We start from the raw sequence: 17,289 nt of genomic DNA on the forward strand, positions 1-17,289 counted from the left end.
CCCCGGCCGGCTCCTGGAGCCCGGCCATTACAGCGCCCCGAGCGCATCAGGAGACCCGCATGAACCCCGTCCACCCCCTCAGCCGCCGCCGTCTGGTGCGCACCCTGGCCCTGCTCGCCGCGCCGGCCCTGGCCCTGCCCTGCGGCGGCGCCCTGGCCCAGGCCTGGCCCGCCCGGCCCGTGTCGCTGATCGTGCCCTTCGCCGCCGGCGGCACGACCGACGTGCTCGCCCGGGCGCTGGGCGAGAAGCTCTCGCAGAGCCTGGGCCAGGCCGTGATCGTGGAGAACAAGCCGGGTGCCGGCGCCACGCTGGGTGCGGACTACGTCGCCAAGTCCCGGCCTGACGGCTACACCCTGCTGATGGGCGCGGTGCACCACACCATCGCCCCGGCGGTGTACCGCAAGCTGGCCTACGACCTGCAGAAGGATTTCGTGCCGCTGACCACGGTCGCGCTGGTGCCCAATGTGCTGGTGGTCAACGCCGCGGCCACGCCGGCGAAGTCGGTGACCGAGCTGGTCGCGCTGGCCAAGGCGCAAGGTGGCTACACCTACGGCTCCAACGGCAACGGCACAGCCCAGCACCTGATCGGCACCCAGTTCGAGAACATGACCGGCACCGAGCTGACCCACGTGCCCTACAAGGGCAGCGGCCCGCTGACCACCGACCTGCTGGGCGGCCAGATCAACCTGTCCTTCGACACCGTGACGCCGGTGCTGCAGCACATCCGCAGCGGCAAGTTGCGCGCCCTGGCGGTGAGCACCAGCAGGCGCTCCTCCGCGCTTCCCGACGTGCCGACGATGGAAGAGGCTGGCCTGAAGGGCTTCAACATCGGCACCTGGTTCGGCGTGCTGGCTCCGGCGGCCACGCCCCGCGACATCACCCAGCGCCTGAGCGCGGAGATGATCCGCATCATCCAGTCGCCGGACTTCCGCAAGCGCATGGCCGAGATCGGTGCCGAGCCGGTGGGCAACACGCCCGAGCAGATGGCCGCGCAGATCAAGGCCGAGACCGAGAAGTTCGCCCACCTGGTGAAGGCTGCCAAGGTCACGATCGAGTGAAGGGCCGGGCTTCAGACCCCGCAACCCGCCCGCACCGCCGCACCCGCCGACGGGTGCTCGAGTTGCTGCTTGCCCGCGGCGATCGGCGTCGGGGTGAGCGCCGCCACGCCGTTCTTCACCGCCACCACCTCGGCCATGATCGACAGCGCGATCTCGGCCGGGGTCTTGCTGCCGATGTAGAGGCCCGCGGGGCCGTGCAGCGTGTCCAGCGTGGCCTCGGACAGGTCGAAGTGCTCGTGCAGGCGCGCCCGGCGCAGCGCGCTGTTGCGGCGCGAGCCGATGGCCCCGACGTAGAAGGCGTCGGACTGCAGCGCGTCGATCAGGGCCAGGTCGTCGAGCTTGGGGTCGTGCGTCAGCGCGACCACAGCGGTGCGTGCATCGGGCTGCAGGCGCAGGATCAGGTCGTCGGGCATCTCGTGGCTGAGCGTGACGCCGTCGAGCTGCCAGCTGGCGCGCTGCTCGGCGCGCGGGTCGCAGACGATGACCTCGAAGCCCAGGCTCAGCGCCATCTGGCTCATGAAACGCGACAGGTCCCCCGCACCGATCAGGATCAGGCGGTTCTGCGGGCCCAGGTAGGTGCTCAGGGTGCGGTCGTCGAGCCGCGGCACCCCGTCGCCCCGGGCCCCGCGGGGCACCGGGCGCAGGTCGACCTCGCCGGTGCGCAGGTCCAGCACCCGCTCGGTGCTGTGCCGTTGCTGGCAGGCCTGCAGCAGCGGGGCGAGCCGGCTGCGGGCCTCGACCCGCTCGAGCACCAGCTCCACCGTGCCGCCGCAGGGCAGGCCGAAACGGTGCGCCTGGTCGGCCGAGATGCCGTAGCGCAGCACGGTGGGCGCGGCGCTGGCGCAGGCCGCCTGCACGCCACCGTCGCGGATGCGCTGGATCAGGTCGTCCTCGATGCAGCCGCCCGAGACCGAGCCCGTCGTCTCGCCGCGGCCGTTGATGGCCATCAGCGAGCCCGGCGGGCGCGGCGACGAGCCCCAGGTGCGAGCCACGGTGACCAGCACCACCGGCAGGCCGGTGTCGTGCCAGCCCAGCGCGGTGCGCAGCACCCGGGTGTCGAGGTCTTCCATGCGCGGCTCCGGGCTCAGGCCAGCTGGAAGGGCAGCTGGCGTTGCGGCTTGCCGGTCAGCCGGGCGATGGCGTTGGCGAAGGCCGGTGCCAGCGCAGGCAGGCCGGGTTCGCCCATGCCGGTGGGCGGGTCGGCGCTGGGCACGGTGTGCACGGCGATCTCGGGCATGTCGGTGATGCGCGGCACGACGAAGTCGCCGAAGTTGCTCTGCTGCACCTCGCCGTCCTTCAGCGTGATGGCCGCACCGGGCAGGCACATCGACAGGCCCATCAGCGCGGCGCCCTGCACCTGGGCCTCCACCGTGCGCGGGTTGACCACCAGGTTGCAGTGCACGCCCGCCGTCACGCGGTGCAGCACGGCCTGGCCCTTTTTCACCGAGGCCTCGACCACATAGGCCACCACCGATTCGAAGGACTCGTGCACGGCCACGCCCCAGGCGCGGCCCGCGGGCAGGCGCTTCTTGCCGTAGCCGCTCCGGTCGACCGCCAGCTGCAGGGCCTCGCGGTGGCGCGGGTGCTGGTCGCCGAACAGCTTCATGCGGTAGGCGACCGGGTCCTGCCTGGTCTGGCGAGCGATCTCGTCGATCAGCGTCTCCATCACGAAGGCCGTGTGCGTGGAGCCCACGCTGCGCCACCACAGCACCGGCACGTTCAGCTTGGGGTGGTGCACCGTCAGGCGCATGGGCAGATCGTAGGGATCGCGCATGCCTTCCACGGCGGTGTTGTCCACGCCGTTCTTGATCATCACGCCGGCGAAGGGCGAGCCCTCGGTGATCGACTGGCCGACCAGCACGTGGTCCCAGGCCAGCACCTGGCCCCGGTCGTCGAAGCCGATGCGGGCATGGTGCAGGTGCATGGGGCGGTAGTAGCCGCCCTGGATGTCGTCCTCGCGGCGCCACACCAGGCGCACCGGGGCGCTGAGGCCGGCCGTGCGGGCGGCCTTGGCCACCTCGCAGGCCTCGACCACGTAGTCGCTGCTGAACAGGCCGCGGCGGCCGAAGCCGCCACCGGCCATCTGCACGTTCACGCGCACCTGCTCGGGCTTGAGGCCCAGCACGCGGGCGGCGGCCAGGCCGTCCACGCCGGGGAACTGGCTGCCCACGTGGAGCTCGGCGCCGCTGTCGGTGAGCTGCACGGTGCAGTTCAGCGGCTCCATGGGCGCGTGCGCCAGGTAGGGGAAGACGAACTCGGCCTCGATGCGGCGCGGGGCCTTGGCCAGCGGGGCCATGTCGGCCTCGAAATGGCGCGGGCCTTCCTGCTTGACCAGCGCGCGGTACTGCGCCAGCTGGCGGGTGCTGTCGACCTTCTCGACCGCGGCCGTGTCCCACTCCAGCTTGAGCGCCTCGCGGCCCTGCTTGGCCGGCCAGTAGCCATCGGCCACCACGGCCACGCCCTCGGCACCGCGGTCCAGCGGCACGCGCAGCACGGCCTTCACGCCCTTGATGGCGCGCGCGGCGCCGTCATCGACCGACTTGAGCCTGGCGCCGAACACTGGCGGGTGGGCGACCACGGCGGTGAGCTGACCGGGCAGCCGCATGTCGATGCCGAAGGCCTGGCGGCCGCTGCTCTTGGCCTTGGCGTCGATGCGGGTGGTCGGCTGGCCGATGAGGCGGAAGTCCTTCGCTTCCTTGAGCTTGACCGTGGTCGGCACGGGCAGGGCCATCGCGGCCTCGGCCAGCTCGCCGTAGCCCAGCCGGCGGCCATCGGCGGCGATCACCTGGCCGGCCTGCGTGCGCAGCGTGGCCACGTCGACGCTCCAGCGCGTGGCCGCGGCCGACAGCAGCATGGCGCGGGCCCGGGCACCCAGCTCGCGGTACTGCGTGTAGCTGTGCTTGATGGTGTTGGAGCCACCGGTCAGGTGCATGCCGAAGCGCGGGTCGACGTAGGCGCCGTCGTTGCTGCCCATGCGGCTGCGCACCAGGGACCAGTCGGCGTCCAGCTCCTCGGCCAGGATCATGGGCAGGGCGGTCTGCACGCCCTGGCCGAACTCCAGCCGGTTGATGGTGACGGTGACCTCGCCATCGGGCGCGATCCGCACGAAGGACAGGGGCTGCTCGGTGGGCTTGAGCGCCGCCGGGGCGGTCGAAGCCGCGGCGCCCTGGGCCGCGGCCAGGCCCGGGAAGGTGCCCAGGACCAGGCCACCCAGGCCGGCCACCTTCAGGAAGTGGCGGCGCGGCAGGGGCGCGGGCGGGGCGTCGGCCGCCCGCTCACGCTCGATCAGGTGTTGCAGGGCGCGGGGCAGTTCGCCCTGGAAGGTGGATGGCAGCATGGGGGCTCCTTCAGGCGAGGGCGCGCGCGGCATCGGCCACGGCGGCGCGGATGCGGGCGTAGGTGCCGCAGCGGCAGATGTTGCCGGCCATGGCCGTGTCGATCTCGGCCGGCGTGGGCTGCCTGCCCTGGGGCAGCGACTTCAGGAAGGCCGTGGCGCTCATGATCTGGCCGCTCTGGCAGTAGCCGCACTGGGCCACGTCGTGCTTGACCCAGGCCGCGTGCACGGCCGCGCCCACGCGGTCGCTGCCGTCGGTGGTGGCCTCGATGGTGGTGAGGCGCTTGCCCTCTGCCACCGAGATGGGCGTGACGCAGGAGCGGATGGCCTGGCCGTCGAGGTGCACGGTGCAGGCGCCGCACAGGGCCGCGCCGCAGCCGAACTTGGTGCCGGTCAGGCCCAGGTGGTCGCGCAGGGCCCAGAGGATGGGGGTGGCGGGGTCGGCGTCGACCGTGTGCGCCTGGCCGTTGACGTTGAGCGTGCTCATGGTGGGGCGGTTCTCCTGAGGTGGATGAAGGGCGCGGACGCCAGGCCGAGGCGGCTTGCCGGGCTCATTCCCGAGGGGGCAGTGTGCCGCTCCGCCCGGCTGCGGATTTGTCGTTTTCGAGCCTTGTCTTGCCTTTTCCGACGAATGTTCATGGACGGGCGCGCTGGCGCAGGCGGTGACGCTACAGTCGGCGCACGGCGCGGACCCTGGATGTGCATCGATCAACTGCTGAATGCACAGGGTTTGTGCGGAGTTCGTGCCTTCCTGAAAGACCGCCATGCCCATTGACACCCTGGCACGTGAGATCGGCCGGATTGCCCAAAATGACGGCCCGCACCAGACCCCCATCGAAGCGCTGTCCTTCTACCGCAGCAGCGAGCGCACGCCGCCCATGCCCTGCGTCTACGGGCTGGGCCTGGCCGTCGCGGCGCAGGGCGGCAAGCAGGTCACTCTCGGCGACCAGGTGATCGACTACGGGCCGGGCCAGTCCCTGCTGACGACGGTGGACCTGCCGGTGGTGGCCCGTGTCACCCGGGCCGATCTGGCCACGCCGTTCCTCGGCCTGCTGCTCAGGCTCGACGCCCGCTCGCTCGTGCAGCGGGCCGCGGAGATGGACCTGCCGCCGCTGTCGCGCGAGTCGCCCCCGAGCGCGATCTCGCGCATCCCGCTGGATCCGCCGCTGCTGGACGCCGTGATCCGGCTGGTTCGGCTGCTGGACGAGCCGGGACTGACCGCCCACATGGCGCCGCTGATCCAGCAGGAGATCACCGTGCGGCTGCTGGCGGGGGCCCATGGCCCCTACCTGCGCTACCTGGTGTCGGCGGGCTCGCCCGGCCACCAGGTGGCGCGCGCGATGGCCTGGCTCAAGCAGAACTTCAGCCGCGACGTCCGCATGGACGAACTGGCGACCAGCGTGCACATGAGTCCCTCGACCTTCCGCCAGCACTTCCGTCACCTGGCCGGCATGAGCCCGCTGCAGTACCAGAAGCAGCTGCGCCTGCAGGAGGCGCGCCAGCTGATGCTGAACCAGTCCCTGGACGCCGGCAGCGCCGCCGCCCGGGTGGGCTACGAGAGTGCGCCCCAGTTCAGCCGCGAGTACAGCCGGCTGTTCGGCGCGCCACCCCAGCGTGACATCCGGCGCCTGCGCGAGCGGGTGGACGGCGGGGTGGCGGTGTCGGTGTCCTGAGTCCGTCGAGCGGCCCAGGGAAAACCCAGAGCGGCCTTTTCGGAGGCAACTGGTATGCTTGACCAACCAGTAAACCAGAACTGCACACACCGTGGACATCCTCCATCACCGCGTTCCAGGCGCCGGATCCCGTGAGATCACCAAGCGCACCGTCAAGGACCAGGTGGCCGACAAGATCGCCTCGATGATCCAGACCGGCCTGCTGCAGGCCGGTGACGAACTGCCGTCCGAGCGCGAGCTGGCGGCCACGCTGTCGGTGTCGCGCGAATCGGTGCGCGGCGCGATCTCGGTGCTGGCCGGGCGTCGCATGATCGGGGTCTCGCAGGGCTCGCGCACCAAGGTGCTGGGCACGGCCGGGCAGACCTTCCAGGACACGGTGTCCTCGTTCGGCCTGTTCAAGGGCAAGTCGATCGAGGAGGTCACCGAGGCGCGCGCGCTGGTGGAGGTGGAGGTGATGCGCCTGGCCGCGGCCCGCATGAAACCCGCCACGCTGGACCGGCTGGAGGCCCTGGTGGCCGAGCAGGCCTCGATGCTCAACGATCCGGTGCGCTTCCAGATCTCCGACCGCGAGTTCCACACCGTGATGTACGAGGCCTGCGGCAACGACCTGCTGGCCAGCTTCGTGGTCGATCTCTACGCGTTCGCGCTCGACGCCCGACGCAAGGCGCTCAAGCGCAAGGACGCCATCGCCCGCAGCGTGGAGGATCACCGCAGCATCGTCGCGGCGCTGCGCGCCCGGCATCCGGAGCATGCGGCCCAGGCCGTGCGCCATCACCTGGACAGCGTCTACACGACCACCCTGTCCGAACTCGGGAAGTAGGCCATGGCCATCGATGTCCTTGACGCCCGCTTCGAGCGGGTGATCCGCCCGGGTGCGCTACTCGAGCGCCTGTGCACTGGTGCCGCTTGGCGCGCGTCGGCGGCATTCATCGATCTTTTGTTCGTGACAACTGGTCTGGTTCAAATACCAGTTTGACTCCGGATGCATCCGTGGGCCTCCGCTGGAGGGGGCTGCATCACCTTCCTTCAAAGCCGTGAGACCAACGGCTGTTCGCGATCCCCGTCCTTCAACGAAACCATGGAGACAAACATGCCCCGACTCTTCTCCCGCCGTCACCTGCTGGCCCTGGCCGCTCTTGCCTCCACCCTGGGTGCCGCTCATGCCCAGACCTGGCCCAGCCAGCCCTTGCGCATGCTGGTCGGCTCCAGCCCTGGAGGCGGTACCGACGCGATGGCCCGTGCGGTGGCCGACAAGCTCGGCCCGGCCCTGAAGACGACGGTGGTGGTGGAGAACCGCCCCGGTGCGTCCAACACCCTGGCAGTGGATGTGGTGGTCAAGTCGACCGACGGTCACACGATGGTGATGGGCGTGTCGACCGCGCATGCGATCGCGCCTCACCTGATCAAGCTGGCCTACGACAACGACCATGACCTGGTACCCGTGGCCTACGTGGGTGCGGTGCCCAATGTGCTGGTGGTGAGCGCCACCTCGCCCTACAAGACCGTGGCCGATCTGGTGGCCGCGGCGCGCAAGCAGCCGGGCGTGATCAATTACGCCTCGTCGGGGAACGGCAGCACGCAGCACATCGCGGGCGAGCTGTTCGAGGACGCCACTGGCGTGGCCACCGTGCACATCCCCTACCGCGGCTCGGGCCCGGCGCTGGTGGACCTGATGGCGGGCCAGGTGCAGATGAGCTTCGACACGCTGGCCTCGGTGATGCCGCACATCAAGAACGGCAAGCTGCGTGCGCTGGCCGTCTGCGCCACCGCGCGCAACCCCGAGCTGCCCACGGTGCCGACGCTGGCCGAATCGGGTGTGAAGGGCGTGGAGATGAGCGCCTGGTACGGCATCTACATGCCATCGGCCACGCCCAAGGCGGTGCAGCAGCGCGTGGCCGAGGAGGTCAGCAAGCTCCTGACCCTGCCCGACACCAAGGCACGCCTGGCCAACATCGGCGCCGACCTGACGCCGATGAGCCCGCCCCAATTCCAGGCCTTCCATGTGGCCGAGAACAAGCGCTATGCCGAGCTGATCAAGAAGCGCGGCATCAAGGCCGATTGAGGGCCGTCGCGGCTCGCCTTTCAACCTTTCAGAGAGGACTGACATGAACGACATGCAAGCGCCCGTGGTGGCCTTGACCCTGGGCGACCCGGCCGGCATCGGCGCCGAGCTGATCGCCCGCCTGCTGGCACGCGCCGACCTGGTGGCGCAAGCCAATGTGGTGCTGGTGGGCGACCCCTGGCTGTGGGCCGAGGGCCAGCGCATTGCCGGCTTGAGCGTGACCACCATCCCGGTGGCCTCGCTGGCCGAGGTGCGTGGCCGCGCCAACGCGGGCACGCCTGCCTTCCTGGCGGTGGACACGGTGGCGCCCGAGCAGGTGCACCGTGGCCAGGCCGAAGCGGCCGGTGGCCGCTCGGTGCTGGCCGTGCTCGACCGCTGCATGGACGCGGCCAGCCGCCGCGAGATCGATGCCATCTGCTTCGCGCCGCTCAACAAGTTCGCGATGAAACAAGGCGGCCTGAAGCACGAAGACGAGCTGCACCACTTTGCCGAACACCTGGGTGTGACGAGCTACTTCTGCGAGTTCAACACCCTGGGTGATCTGTGGACCTCGCGCGTGTCGTCGCACGTGCCGCTCAAAGAGGCCGCGGGCCTGCTGAGCGTGGAGCGCATCGTGGCTGCGGCGCGCCTGATCTACCACTCGCTGCAGGCCAATGGCGTGACCGCACCGCGTGTGGCCGTGGCCGGCTTCAACCCGCACAACGGCGACGGCGGCACCTGCGGCCGCGAAGAGATCGACATCATCGCGCCCGCCGTGGCGCAGCTGGTGGCCGAAGGCCTGCCGGTGGTGGGCCCCTACCCCGCCGACACCATCTTCCTGAAGGCCCGCGATGGCGAGCTCGATGCGGTGGTGACCATGTACCACGACCAGGGCCAGATCGCGATCAAGCTGCTCGGCTTCTCCAAGGGCGTGACGGTGCAAGGCGGCCTGCCCATCCCCATCACCACGCCGGCGCACGGCACGGCCTACGACATCGCGGGCCAGGGCAAAGCCAACGTCGACGCCACCGCCAACGCCTTCCAGATCGCCTGCCGCATGGGCCGCACCTACCGCTCGGGCGACAGCCTGTTCGGCGCGCCCACATCCACCACCCCGACTTCGTCCCTGTCCTGAGGAGCCACCCACCATGAAAATCAAATCCGTCCGCGCCCGTGTCTTCGAATGGAAGGGCAAGACCGTGCCGCCGCAAGGCAACTTCTGCTCCAACGCGATGGACCTGGTGTACGACAACCGCGCCAACGCTCATGCTGCCGGCACCGACACCATGAACACCTTCCGCTTCCACGGCTGGACCGTGGTCGAGGTGGAGACCGATGACGGCATCGTCGGCCTGGGCAATGTGGCCCTGGCACCGAAGATCGCGAAGGCCATCATCGACGAGTACCTGGCGCCGCTGGTGATCGGCCAGGACCCCTGGGACTACGAGTACCTGAACCAGCGCATGTACCGCGCCACGCACGCCTGGGGCCGCAAGGGCGTGGGCATGGCCGCGATCTCGGCGATCGACATCGCCATCTGGGACATCCTGGGCAAGAGCGTCAACAAGCCGGTGTTCAAGCTGCTGGGCGGCCGCACCAAAGAGAAGATCCCCTGCTACTACAGCAAGCTCTACCGCACGGACCTCAAGGAGATGCAGGCCGAGGCACAGAAGTTCGTCGACCAGGGCTTCCGCGCCTTCAAGATGCGCTTCGGCTACGGTCCGCAGCACGGCCAGCAAGGCGTGGTGGAGAACCTGAAGTCGGTCGAGGCCGTGCGCGAGGTCATCGGCTACGACAACGACCTGATGCTCGAGTGCTACATGGGTTGGAACCTGGAGTACGCCAAGCGCATGCTGCCCAAGCTGGAGAAGTACCAGCCGCGTTGGCTGGAAGAACCGGTGATTGCCGACGACATCGACGGTTACGCCGAACTCAACCAGCTCACCAGCATCCCCATCTCGGGCGGCGAACACGAGTTCAGCCTCTACGGCTTCAAGCAGCTGCTCGACCGCAAGGCGGTGAGCGTGGTGCAGTACGACACCAACCGCGTCGGCGGCATCACCATGGCGCACAAGATCAACGCGCTGTGCGAGGCCTACAGCGTGCCGGTGATCCCGCACGCCGGCCAGATGCACAACTACCACCTCACCATGAGCAGCCTGAACTGCCCGATGAGCGAGTACTTCCCGATGTTCGACGTGGAAGTGGGCAACGAGCTGTTCTATTACATCTTCGACGGCGAGCCGGTGGCCGAGAACGGTTTCCTGCAACTGCGCGACGACGTGCCGGGCCTGGGCTTGACGATGAAGACCGAGTTCCTCGATCAGTTCCACATCACCGAGTGAGCCCGACCATGAAACGGCCCTACAAGGGGGTGTTCCCCGTCGTCCCCACGACGTTCACCGAGACCGGCGAGCTGGACCTGGACAGCCAGAAACGCTGCCTCGACTTCATGATCGATGCAGGCTCCACCGGCCTGTGCATCCTGGCCAACTTCTCCGAGCAGTTCGCGCTGTCCGACGATGAGCGCGAGGTGCTGACCCGCACCGCGCTGGAGCACGTGGCCGGTCGTGTGCCGGTGATCGTCACCACCACGCACTATGGCTCGCAGGTCTGCGCCGCCCGCAGCCGACGCGCGCAGGACATGGGGGCCGCCATGGTGATGGTGATGCCGCCCTACCACGGCGCCACCTTCCGGGTCGCCGAGCCGGGCATCGAGGGCTTCTACCGTCATGTCTCCGAGGCCATCGACATTCCGATCATGATCCAGGATGCGCCGGCCAGTGGCACGGTGCTGTCGGCGCCCTTCCTGGCCCGGCTGGCCCGAGAGATCGAGCAGGTCTCGTATTTCAAGATCGAGACCGCGGGTGCCGCCAGCAAGCTGCGTGAGCTGATCGCGCTGGGCGGTGATGCGATCGAGGGACCCTGGGATGGCGAGGAGGCCATCACCCTGCTGGCCGATCTGGACGCCGGGGCCACGGGCGCGATGACCGGAGGGGCCTTCCCCGACGGCATCCGCCGCATCGTCGATGCCCATCTGGCCGGTGACCGCGAAACCGCGGTCACCGAGTACGGCCGCTGGCTGCCGCTGATCAACTACGAGAACCGCCAGGGCGGCATCCTGACGGCCAAGGCGCTGATGAAAGAAGGTGGCGTGATCGCCTGCGATGCCCCGCGCCATCCTTTCCCCGCGATGCATCCGGCCATCCGGGCCGGCCTGCTGGATGCGGCCCGCCGCCTGGATCCCCTGGTCCTGCGCTGGGCGCGCTGACGCCAGGTGGGTTGAAGCCCCGGCCAGGCGGGCCGCGGCGCGCCCGATCGACCGGGGCCTGCCGCCGCGGCGGCCTCACGCCATGCGCCGGGCCGCGGTGGAGCCTCGCGCGATCACGCGCGAGGCCAGGGTCTCGTGGCCGGTGGGCAGGGGCGTGTCGGGGTCGGCCTGGATGCGTTCGATCAGCCGCTGCATCGCCACCTCGCCGGTGAGTTCGCTGGCCATGTCCACGGTGGTCAGGGCCGGGCTGGTGTAGCGACCGTAGAGGATGTTGTCGAAGCCGGCGATGGACACGTCTTCGGGCACGCGCAGGCCCAGGGCCTGGGCCTGTCCCAGCAGGCCCAGGGCCAGCAGGTCGTTGTAGGCGACCACCACGTCGGGTGGCTGCGCCGACAGCAGCAGGGACGACGCCACGCGCTCGCCCTCCTCGGCCACGGGCGCGGCGACGTCGTGCAGCGTCAGGGCGGCCTCGCTGCCTTCGAAGGCCTGCTGCAGGCCCTGCCAGCGGTCGGCGCTCCAGCGTGCGCCGCTGAAGCCGACGTAGTGCACGCGACGGTGTCCCTGGTCGCGCAGATAGCGCCCCAGCATCAGGGCGGCGGTCTTGCTGTCCGCGCCCACGCCGTAGCCACCGGCCAGCGACTGCTGGCCGCCGTAGTAGACCGTCGGCACCCCGCTGTGCTGCAGCCAGTCGGTGGCGATCTCCGACAGCCGGGCGCTCACGATCAGGCCGTCGACGCGCCGGCTGAGGTCCTGCAGCATGGCCAGCACCGGGGTCTGTCCTTCCGTGGCATCGGCGAACAGCAGGTTCAGCCCCGCTCGCATCGCCACCCGCGAGGCGCCCTTGACCAGGCTGGTGAAGTGCGGGTTGAGGATGTCGAGGATGACCAGGCCGACATTGCCCGTGCGGCCGGTGATCATGCCCCGGGCCAGCGGGTTGGAGCGGTAGCCGAGATCACGGATCGCCTGCGTGACACGCTCCTCGACCTCGCGGGTGAAGCGCTGTCCGCCGTTGATGAACTTGGAGACCGTGGCGGTGGACACGCTGGCGGCCTGGGCCACGTCGTGGATGGTGGCGGCCTTGCGTCTGCGGGGCGAAGTGTCTGGCATGGGATCGAGTTTAGCCGGCAGTAAACGTTTACCTCCAGACATCGACAAGAGGCGCACTGGTGCTTACCACTAGTTGTCGTACCTTGACCTTGTCTCAAGTTAAACGTTTAATTTGCGACAGCAGGACCAGCCCGCGTGGCGGCTTGTCGATCCCTGATCCAGAACCCGAGGAGACTTCCATGCCCGTTATCACCCCCGTCCGCCTGGCCCCGTTGCTCGCTCTCGCGCTGGGAAGCGCCCATGCGGTCGAGTTCCGCTCGGCGGACATCCACAACTCCGACGACTACCCGACGGTGGTGGCGGTCAAGCACATGAGCCAGCTGCTGGAACAGAAGAGCGGCGGCAAGCACCGCATCAAGGTGTTCAACAAGGGCGCCCTGGGCAACGAGAAGGAGACCATCGACCAGCTCAAGATCGGCGCCCTCGACATCGCCCGCGTCAACATCAGCCCGATGAACGGCATCTGCCAGAAGACGCAGGTGCCGACCATGCCCTTCCTGTTCCACTCGGTCGAGCACATGCGCCGTTCGCTGGACGGCCCGGCGGGCGAGGAGATCCTGAAATCCTGCGAGGAACAGGGCTTCATCGGCCTGGCCTTCTACGACTCGGGCGCGCGCTCGATGTACGCGAAGAAGCCCATCCGGTCGGTCGCCGACGTCAAGGGCATGAAGGTGCGTGTCCAGCAGTCGGACCTGTGGGTGGCGCTGGTCGGCGCGATGGGCGGCAACGCCACGCCGATGCCCTTCGGCGAGGTCTACACCGGCCTGAAGACGGGCCTGATCGACGCGGCCGAGAACAACATCCCGTCCTACGACAGCGTCAAGCACTACGAGTCGGCCAAGTACTACTCGAAGACCGAGCACTCGATGGCCCCCGAGATGCTGCTGATGTCCAAGCTCATCTGGGACAAGCTGCCCAAGGCCGAGCAGGACATGGTGCGGGCGGCGGCCAGGGAGTCGGTGGCCTTCCAGCGCCGCAAGTGGGACGAGCAGGAGTCCAAGTCGCTGGCCGCCGTCAAGGCCGGCGGCGCCGAGATCGCCGAGGTCGACAAGAAGTCCTTCCAGGCGGTGATGGGTCCGGTCTACGACAAGTTCATGACCACGCCCGACCTCAAGCGCCTGGTCAAGACCATCCAGGACACCAAGTAAGCCTGCAGCCGGGACCGCAACCATGTACACCAAGTTCTGCGCCGGGCTGTCCCGGCTCAGCCTGATGCTGGCGGTGGCCGGCCTGATCGCGGTGGTGCTGTGCGTGCAGTACCAGGTGATCGGCCGCTACATCTTCAACGACACGCCGACCTGGGCCGAGGCGCTGGCGATGCTGCTGGTGCTCTTCGTCACCTCGTTCGGGTTGGCCGTGGGCGTGCGGGACGCCGGCCACATCGGGCTGGAATCGATGGTCGCGCTGCTGCCACCGGCCTGGCAGCGCCGCATCGAGGTGCTCATCCACGCGCTGGTGGCGCTGTTCGGTGCGCTGATGGCACAGGGCGGATGGCGCTGGATGATCGCCAAGTGGGGCGAGAAGAAGCCGATGCTGCCGGTTCCCGACGGCATCGACTACCTGCCGGTGGTGATCGCCGGCGTGCTGATCGTGCTGTTCTCGATCGAACACATCGCTGCCAATTTGCGCGGCGAGGAAGTGGTGCCGGCATGGAACTGAGCATCCTGGCGGTGAGTTTCACCGTGCTGCTGCTGCTGGGCGTGCCCGTGGCGTTCGCGATCGGGCTGTCGTCGGTGGCCACGATCATCGCCGCGGGGCTGCCCGTGGCCATCGTCTTCCAGAAGATGGTCGGAGGCATGCAGGTCTTCAGCTTCCTGGCCATCCCGTTCTTCGTCTTCGCCGGCGAGCTGATGCTCTATGGCGGCATCGCCGAGCGCATCGTGCGCTTCGCCAACAGCCTGGTCGGCCACGTCAAGGGCGGCCTGGGCATGAGCAACGTGCTGGGCTGCACCATCTTCGGCGGCGTGGCCGGCTCGCCGCTGGCCGACGTCTCGGCGATCGGCTCGGTGATGATCCCGTTGATGAAGAAGGATGGCTACGACGCCGACTACGCGGTCAACGTCACCACCCACGCGGCCCTGGTCGGCGCCATCATGCCGACCTCGCACAACCTGATCATCTTCACGCTGGCGACCTCGGGCATCGCCTCGGTCAGCGTGCTCAGCCTGATGCTGGCCGGGCTGATCCCGGCGCTGATCCTGACGCTGTGCAACCTGGCCGCGGCCTACTGGGTGGCCGTCAAGCGCGGTTATCCGGTGCGCCCGGGCGGCTTCGGGGGCTGGAAGGCGGTACTGACGGCGTTCCTGGCCTCGCTGCCCGGTCTGCTGGTGGTGGTCATCATCCTCGGGGGCATCCTCTCCGGTGCGTTCACCGCCACCGAGTCGGCGTCCATCGCGGTCGCCTGGGCCTTGCTGATCACGGTGTTCGTCTACCGCACGCTGAGCTGGTCGAACTTCCTGAAGGCCTGTGCCAAGGCCTGCAAGACCACCGGCGTGGTGCTGCTGCTGATCGGCATCTCGGCGGCCTTCGGCTACTTCATGGCGCTCTACGAGGTGCCGCAGAAGACCGGCGAGCTGATGAAGTCCATCTCCAGCGAGCCCTGGGTGATCTTCCTGATGATCAACGTGCTGCTGTTCATCCTGGGCACCTTCCTGGACATGGCCGCCACGATCCTGATCTGCACGCCCATCTTCCTGCCCATCGCGATGCAGTTCGGCATGGACCCGGTGCAGTTCGGCATCATCATGCTGATCAACTGCGCGCTGGGGCTGAACACGCCCCCGGTCGGCTCGGTGCAGTTCGTCGGTTGCGCGATCGGCGGCATCTCGGTCGGCCAGGTGATGCGCACGATCGGGCCGTTCTACGGGGCCCTGGGTGCCTGCCTGCTGCTGGTGACCTACGTGCCCTCCTTCTCGCTGTGGCTGCCCAGCCTGTTCAAGTGACACCGTGCCCGGCCCGCGGTGCGGGCCGGGCTGTTTCCCGGAGACCCTTTCCCATGCTCGACCGCCCCGCCACTTCCATCCGATTCCGCCGCCTGCTGCTGACTGGCGCGGCCGGCAACCTGGGCAGCGAACTGCGCCCGCGCCTGAAGGCCTACTGCGACACGCTGCGTGTCTCGCACCGCAGCGACGACATCGCCCCGGCCGGTCCCGGCGAGGAGATCGCCGTGGCCGACCTGGCCGACAAGGCCGCGGTGATGGCGATGGTCGAGGGGGTCGATGCCATCGTCCACCTCGGCGGCGTGTCCACCGAGCAGAGCTGGGAGGCCATCCGCGACGCCAACATCAGCGGCATGGTCCACCTCTACGAGGCCGCCCGGCTGCACGGCGTGCGGCGCATCGTCTTCGCCAGTTCCAACCACGTGACCGGCTTCTACCGCCAGGATCAGGTCGTGAGCTCGCGCGACCCGGTGCGCCCGGACGGCTTCTACGGCCTGAGCAAGGCCTTTGGCGAGAACCTCGCGCAGCTGTACTGGGACCGCCATGGCCTCGAGACGGTCAGCGTGCGCATCGGCTCGTCGTTCGCCGCGCCCCGGGACCGCCGCATGCTGGCGACCTGGATGAGCTACGACGACACCGAACGCCTGGTGGCCGCCGCGCTGGGCGCGCCGGTGGTGGGCCACAGCATCATCTACGGCATGAGCGACAACGCCACCACCTGGTGGGACAACACGCCGGCACGCCACATCGGCTACCGGCCGCAGGACAGCTCGGAGGTGTTCCGGGCCGAGGTCGAGGCGCGCCAGCAGCACGTCGACCGCGGCGATCCGGCCACGCTGCACCAGGGCGGCATGTTCGTGCGCACCGGGCCCTTCTTCGACGAAGCGGTCTGAGCCCATGAACGAGCCCCTGTCGATGCGTTATCCGGATCCGGCGATCGAGGTGCTGCACCCCGATTTCCTGAAGCTGCGCCTGTTCAGCGCGTCGGTCGAGCGCCTGGCCACCGGCCTGCGCTGGGCCGAGGGGCCGGTGTGGTTCGGTGACGGGCGCTACCTGCTGCTGTCGGACATCCCCAACGACCGCATCCTGCGCTGGGACGACTGCTCCGGAGCGGTGAGCGTGTTCCGTCAGCCCTCGAACAACGCCAATGGCCACGCCCGTGATGCGCAGGGGCGGCTGCTCACCTGCGAGCACCTGACACGCCGGGTGACGCGCACCGAGCACGACGGGTGCGTCACCGTGCTGGCCGATCGGTACGAGGGGGCGCGGTTGAACTCGCCCAACGACATCACGCTGTGCCGACGCGACGGCGCGGTCTGGTTCACCGACCCGGATTTCGGGCTGCACGGCCACTGGGAAGGCGAGCCCGGCACGCCGGAGCGGCCGCACGGGGTCTACCGGATCGATGCGGCGACCGGGCGGCTCGACTGCGCGCTCGACGACCTCGACGGCCCCAACGGCCTGGCGTTCTCGCCCGACGAGCAGGTGCTCTACGTGATCGAGAGCCGCGCCCGGCCGCACCGGCGCATCTGGGCGTATGACCACGCCGCCGATGGCACGCTGTCCAACAGGCGCCTGCACGTCGATGCCGACGGCCCGGGGGCGCTGGACGGCATGGCCTGCGACGTGGCGGGCAATCTCTGGTGCGGCTTCGGCACCAACGGTGCGCCGGGGACCGACGCCGCCGCCCTGGACGGTGTGCGCGTCTACAACCCGGCGGGCCAGCCGATCGGCCACATCCACCTGCCCGAGCGCTGCGCCAACGTCTGCTTCGGCGGGGCCAAGGGCAACCGGCTGTTCATGGCGTCCAGCCATTCGCTGTACGCGCTGTACGTCAACACGACCGGCGCGGTGCGCTGAAGAGGC

The 17,289-nt window shown here is 69.2% G+C and carries 17 protein-coding genes; 13 read left to right on the forward strand and 4 right to left on the reverse strand.

What is annotated here, in order from left to right; translation table 11 throughout:
• The first annotated feature begins 59 nt into the window (after positions 1-59).
• A complete protein-coding gene (locus C7444_RS06310; RefSeq protein ID WP_110399981.1) occupies positions 60-1,058 on the forward strand; it encodes a Bug family tripartite tricarboxylate transporter substrate binding protein in 999 nt (332 codons plus the stop codon).
• Between the two features lie 11 nt (positions 1,059-1,069).
• Here C7444_RS06310 and C7444_RS06315 read toward each other — a convergent pair whose 3' ends face one another.
• The 3 genes from C7444_RS06315 to C7444_RS06325 are packed head-to-tail and all read right to left on the reverse strand — an operon-like array spanning position 1,070 to position 4,879.
• Positions 1,070-2,128: an XdhC family protein gene (locus C7444_RS06315; protein WP_110399982.1), complete on the reverse strand. Its 1,059-nt coding sequence runs from the start codon at positions 2,126-2,128 to the stop codon at positions 1,070-1,072.
• 14 nt (positions 2,129-2,142) lie between these two features.
• Positions 2,143-4,395, reverse strand: coding sequence for a xanthine dehydrogenase family protein molybdopterin-binding subunit (locus C7444_RS06320; protein ID WP_110399983.1), 2,253 nt, complete (start codon positions 4,393-4,395; stop codon positions 2,143-2,145).
• Between the two features lie 10 nt (positions 4,396-4,405).
• Positions 4,406-4,879 (reverse strand): (2Fe-2S)-binding protein, encoded by a 474-nt coding sequence (locus C7444_RS06325; RefSeq protein WP_110399984.1) that lies wholly within the window; start codon positions 4,877-4,879, stop codon positions 4,406-4,408.
• A gap of 277 nt (positions 4,880-5,156) precedes the next feature.
• Between C7444_RS06325 and C7444_RS06330 the strand changes: the two genes are divergently transcribed.
• From C7444_RS06330 to C7444_RS06355, 7 genes are all read left to right on the forward strand, one after another.
• Positions 5,157-6,065, forward strand: coding sequence for an AraC family transcriptional regulator (locus C7444_RS06330; protein WP_110399985.1), 909 nt, complete (start codon positions 5,157-5,159; stop codon positions 6,063-6,065).
• Positions 6,066-6,156: 91 nt separating this feature from the next.
• The gene (locus C7444_RS06335) at positions 6,157-6,885 is read left to right on the forward strand and encodes a FadR/GntR family transcriptional regulator (protein WP_110399986.1); all 729 of its coding nucleotides are present in this window, start codon (positions 6,157-6,159) and stop codon (positions 6,883-6,885) included.
• A 3-nt stretch (positions 6,886-6,888) separates the two neighbouring features.
• Positions 6,889-7,041 (forward strand): hypothetical protein, encoded by a 153-nt coding sequence (locus C7444_RS20200; protein ID WP_170130652.1) that lies wholly within the window; start codon positions 6,889-6,891, stop codon positions 7,039-7,041.
• Positions 7,042-7,155: 114 nt separating this feature from the next.
• On the forward strand, positions 7,156-8,127 hold the full coding sequence (locus tag C7444_RS06340; protein ID WP_110399987.1) for a Bug family tripartite tricarboxylate transporter substrate binding protein: 972 nt from the start codon (positions 7,156-7,158) through the stop codon (positions 8,125-8,127).
• 43 nt (positions 8,128-8,170) lie between these two features.
• A complete protein-coding gene (locus C7444_RS06345; RefSeq protein WP_110399988.1) occupies positions 8,171-9,241 on the forward strand; it encodes a 4-hydroxythreonine-4-phosphate dehydrogenase PdxA in 1,071 nt (356 codons plus the stop codon).
• Positions 9,242-9,254: 13 nt separating this feature from the next.
• The gene (locus C7444_RS06350) at positions 9,255-10,451 is read left to right on the forward strand and encodes an L-rhamnonate dehydratase (protein WP_110399989.1); all 1,197 of its coding nucleotides are present in this window, start codon (positions 9,255-9,257) and stop codon (positions 10,449-10,451) included.
• Positions 10,452-10,459: 8 nt separating this feature from the next.
• Positions 10,460-11,377: a dihydrodipicolinate synthase family protein gene (locus C7444_RS06355; RefSeq protein WP_110400061.1), complete on the forward strand. Its 918-nt coding sequence runs from the start codon at positions 10,460-10,462 to the stop codon at positions 11,375-11,377.
• Positions 11,378-11,452: 75 nt separating this feature from the next.
• Here C7444_RS06355 and C7444_RS06360 read toward each other — a convergent pair whose 3' ends face one another.
• The gene (locus C7444_RS06360) at positions 11,453-12,484 is read right to left on the reverse strand and encodes a LacI family DNA-binding transcriptional regulator (RefSeq protein WP_170130653.1); all 1,032 of its coding nucleotides are present in this window, start codon (positions 12,482-12,484) and stop codon (positions 11,453-11,455) included.
• Positions 12,485-12,663: 179 nt separating this feature from the next.
• Here C7444_RS06360 and C7444_RS06365 point away from each other — a divergent pair, with 179 nt between their 5' ends.
• The 5 genes from C7444_RS06365 to C7444_RS06385 are packed head-to-tail and all read left to right on the forward strand — an operon-like array spanning position 12,664 to position 17,283.
• Positions 12,664-13,632 carry a TRAP transporter substrate-binding protein gene (locus C7444_RS06365; protein ID WP_110399991.1) on the forward strand — a complete coding sequence of 323 codons (969 nt, stop codon included), beginning with the start codon at positions 12,664-12,666 and terminating at the stop codon, positions 13,630-13,632.
• Between the two features lie 22 nt (positions 13,633-13,654).
• A complete protein-coding gene (locus C7444_RS06370; protein ID WP_110399992.1) occupies positions 13,655-14,143 on the forward strand; it encodes a TRAP transporter small permease in 489 nt (162 codons plus the stop codon).
• The gene (locus C7444_RS06375) at positions 14,134-15,426 is read left to right on the forward strand and encodes a TRAP transporter large permease (RefSeq protein WP_110399993.1); all 1,293 of its coding nucleotides are present in this window, start codon (positions 14,134-14,136) and stop codon (positions 15,424-15,426) included. Before C7444_RS06370 ends, C7444_RS06375 begins: the two co-directional genes overlap by 10 nt.
• 53 nt (positions 15,427-15,479) lie before the next feature.
• Positions 15,480-16,316, forward strand: coding sequence for an NAD-dependent epimerase/dehydratase family protein (locus tag C7444_RS06380; RefSeq protein ID WP_110399994.1), 837 nt, complete (start codon positions 15,480-15,482; stop codon positions 16,314-16,316).
• A gap of 4 nt (positions 16,317-16,320) precedes the next feature.
• Positions 16,321-17,283: an SMP-30/gluconolactonase/LRE family protein gene (locus C7444_RS06385; protein WP_110399995.1), complete on the forward strand. Its 963-nt coding sequence runs from the start codon at positions 16,321-16,323 to the stop codon at positions 17,281-17,283.
• Positions 17,284-17,289 lie beyond the last annotated feature (6 nt).

It is taken from the genome of Sphaerotilus hippei (genome assembly GCF_003201595.1).
GTDB classification, from domain to species: Bacteria; Pseudomonadota; Gammaproteobacteria; order Burkholderiales; family Burkholderiaceae_C; genus Sphaerotilus; species Sphaerotilus hippei.

Coding starts and splice junctions, on each gene's coding strand:
- C7444_RS06320 (WP_110399983.1), bottom strand. CDS start 4,395: ATGCTGCCATCCACCTTCCAGGGCGAACTGCCCCGCGCCCTGCAACAC.
- C7444_RS06330 (WP_110399985.1), top strand. CDS start 5,157: ATGCCCATTGACACCCTGGCACGTGAGATCGGCCGGATTGCCCAAAAT.
- C7444_RS06345 (WP_110399988.1), top strand. CDS start 8,171: ATGAACGACATGCAAGCGCCCGTGGTGGCCTTGACCCTGGGCGACCCG.
- C7444_RS06350 (WP_110399989.1), top strand. CDS start 9,255: ATGAAAATCAAATCCGTCCGCGCCCGTGTCTTCGAATGGAAGGGCAAG.
- C7444_RS06385 (WP_110399995.1), top strand. CDS start 16,321: ATGAACGAGCCCCTGTCGATGCGTTATCCGGATCCGGCGATCGAGGTG.
- C7444_RS06355 (WP_110400061.1), top strand. CDS start 10,460: ATGAAACGGCCCTACAAGGGGGTGTTCCCCGTCGTCCCCACGACGTTC.
- C7444_RS06370 (WP_110399992.1), top strand. CDS start 13,655: ATGTACACCAAGTTCTGCGCCGGGCTGTCCCGGCTCAGCCTGATGCTG.
- C7444_RS06365 (WP_110399991.1), top strand. CDS start 12,664: ATGCCCGTTATCACCCCCGTCCGCCTGGCCCCGTTGCTCGCTCTCGCG.
- C7444_RS06315 (WP_110399982.1), bottom strand. CDS start 2,128: ATGGAAGACCTCGACACCCGGGTGCTGCGCACCGCGCTGGGCTGGCAC.
- C7444_RS06340 (WP_110399987.1), top strand. CDS start 7,156: ATGCCCCGACTCTTCTCCCGCCGTCACCTGCTGGCCCTGGCCGCTCTT.
- C7444_RS06360 (WP_170130653.1), bottom strand. CDS start 12,484: ATGCCAGACACTTCGCCCCGCAGACGCAAGGCCGCCACCATCCACGAC.
- C7444_RS06310 (WP_110399981.1), top strand. CDS start 60: ATGAACCCCGTCCACCCCCTCAGCCGCCGCCGTCTGGTGCGCACCCTG.
- C7444_RS06375 (WP_110399993.1), top strand. CDS start 14,134: ATGGAACTGAGCATCCTGGCGGTGAGTTTCACCGTGCTGCTGCTGCTG.
- C7444_RS06380 (WP_110399994.1), top strand. CDS start 15,480: ATGCTCGACCGCCCCGCCACTTCCATCCGATTCCGCCGCCTGCTGCTG.
- C7444_RS06325 (WP_110399984.1), bottom strand. CDS start 4,879: ATGAGCACGCTCAACGTCAACGGCCAGGCGCACACGGTCGACGCCGAC.
- C7444_RS20200 (WP_170130652.1), top strand. CDS start 6,889: ATGGCCATCGATGTCCTTGACGCCCGCTTCGAGCGGGTGATCCGCCCG.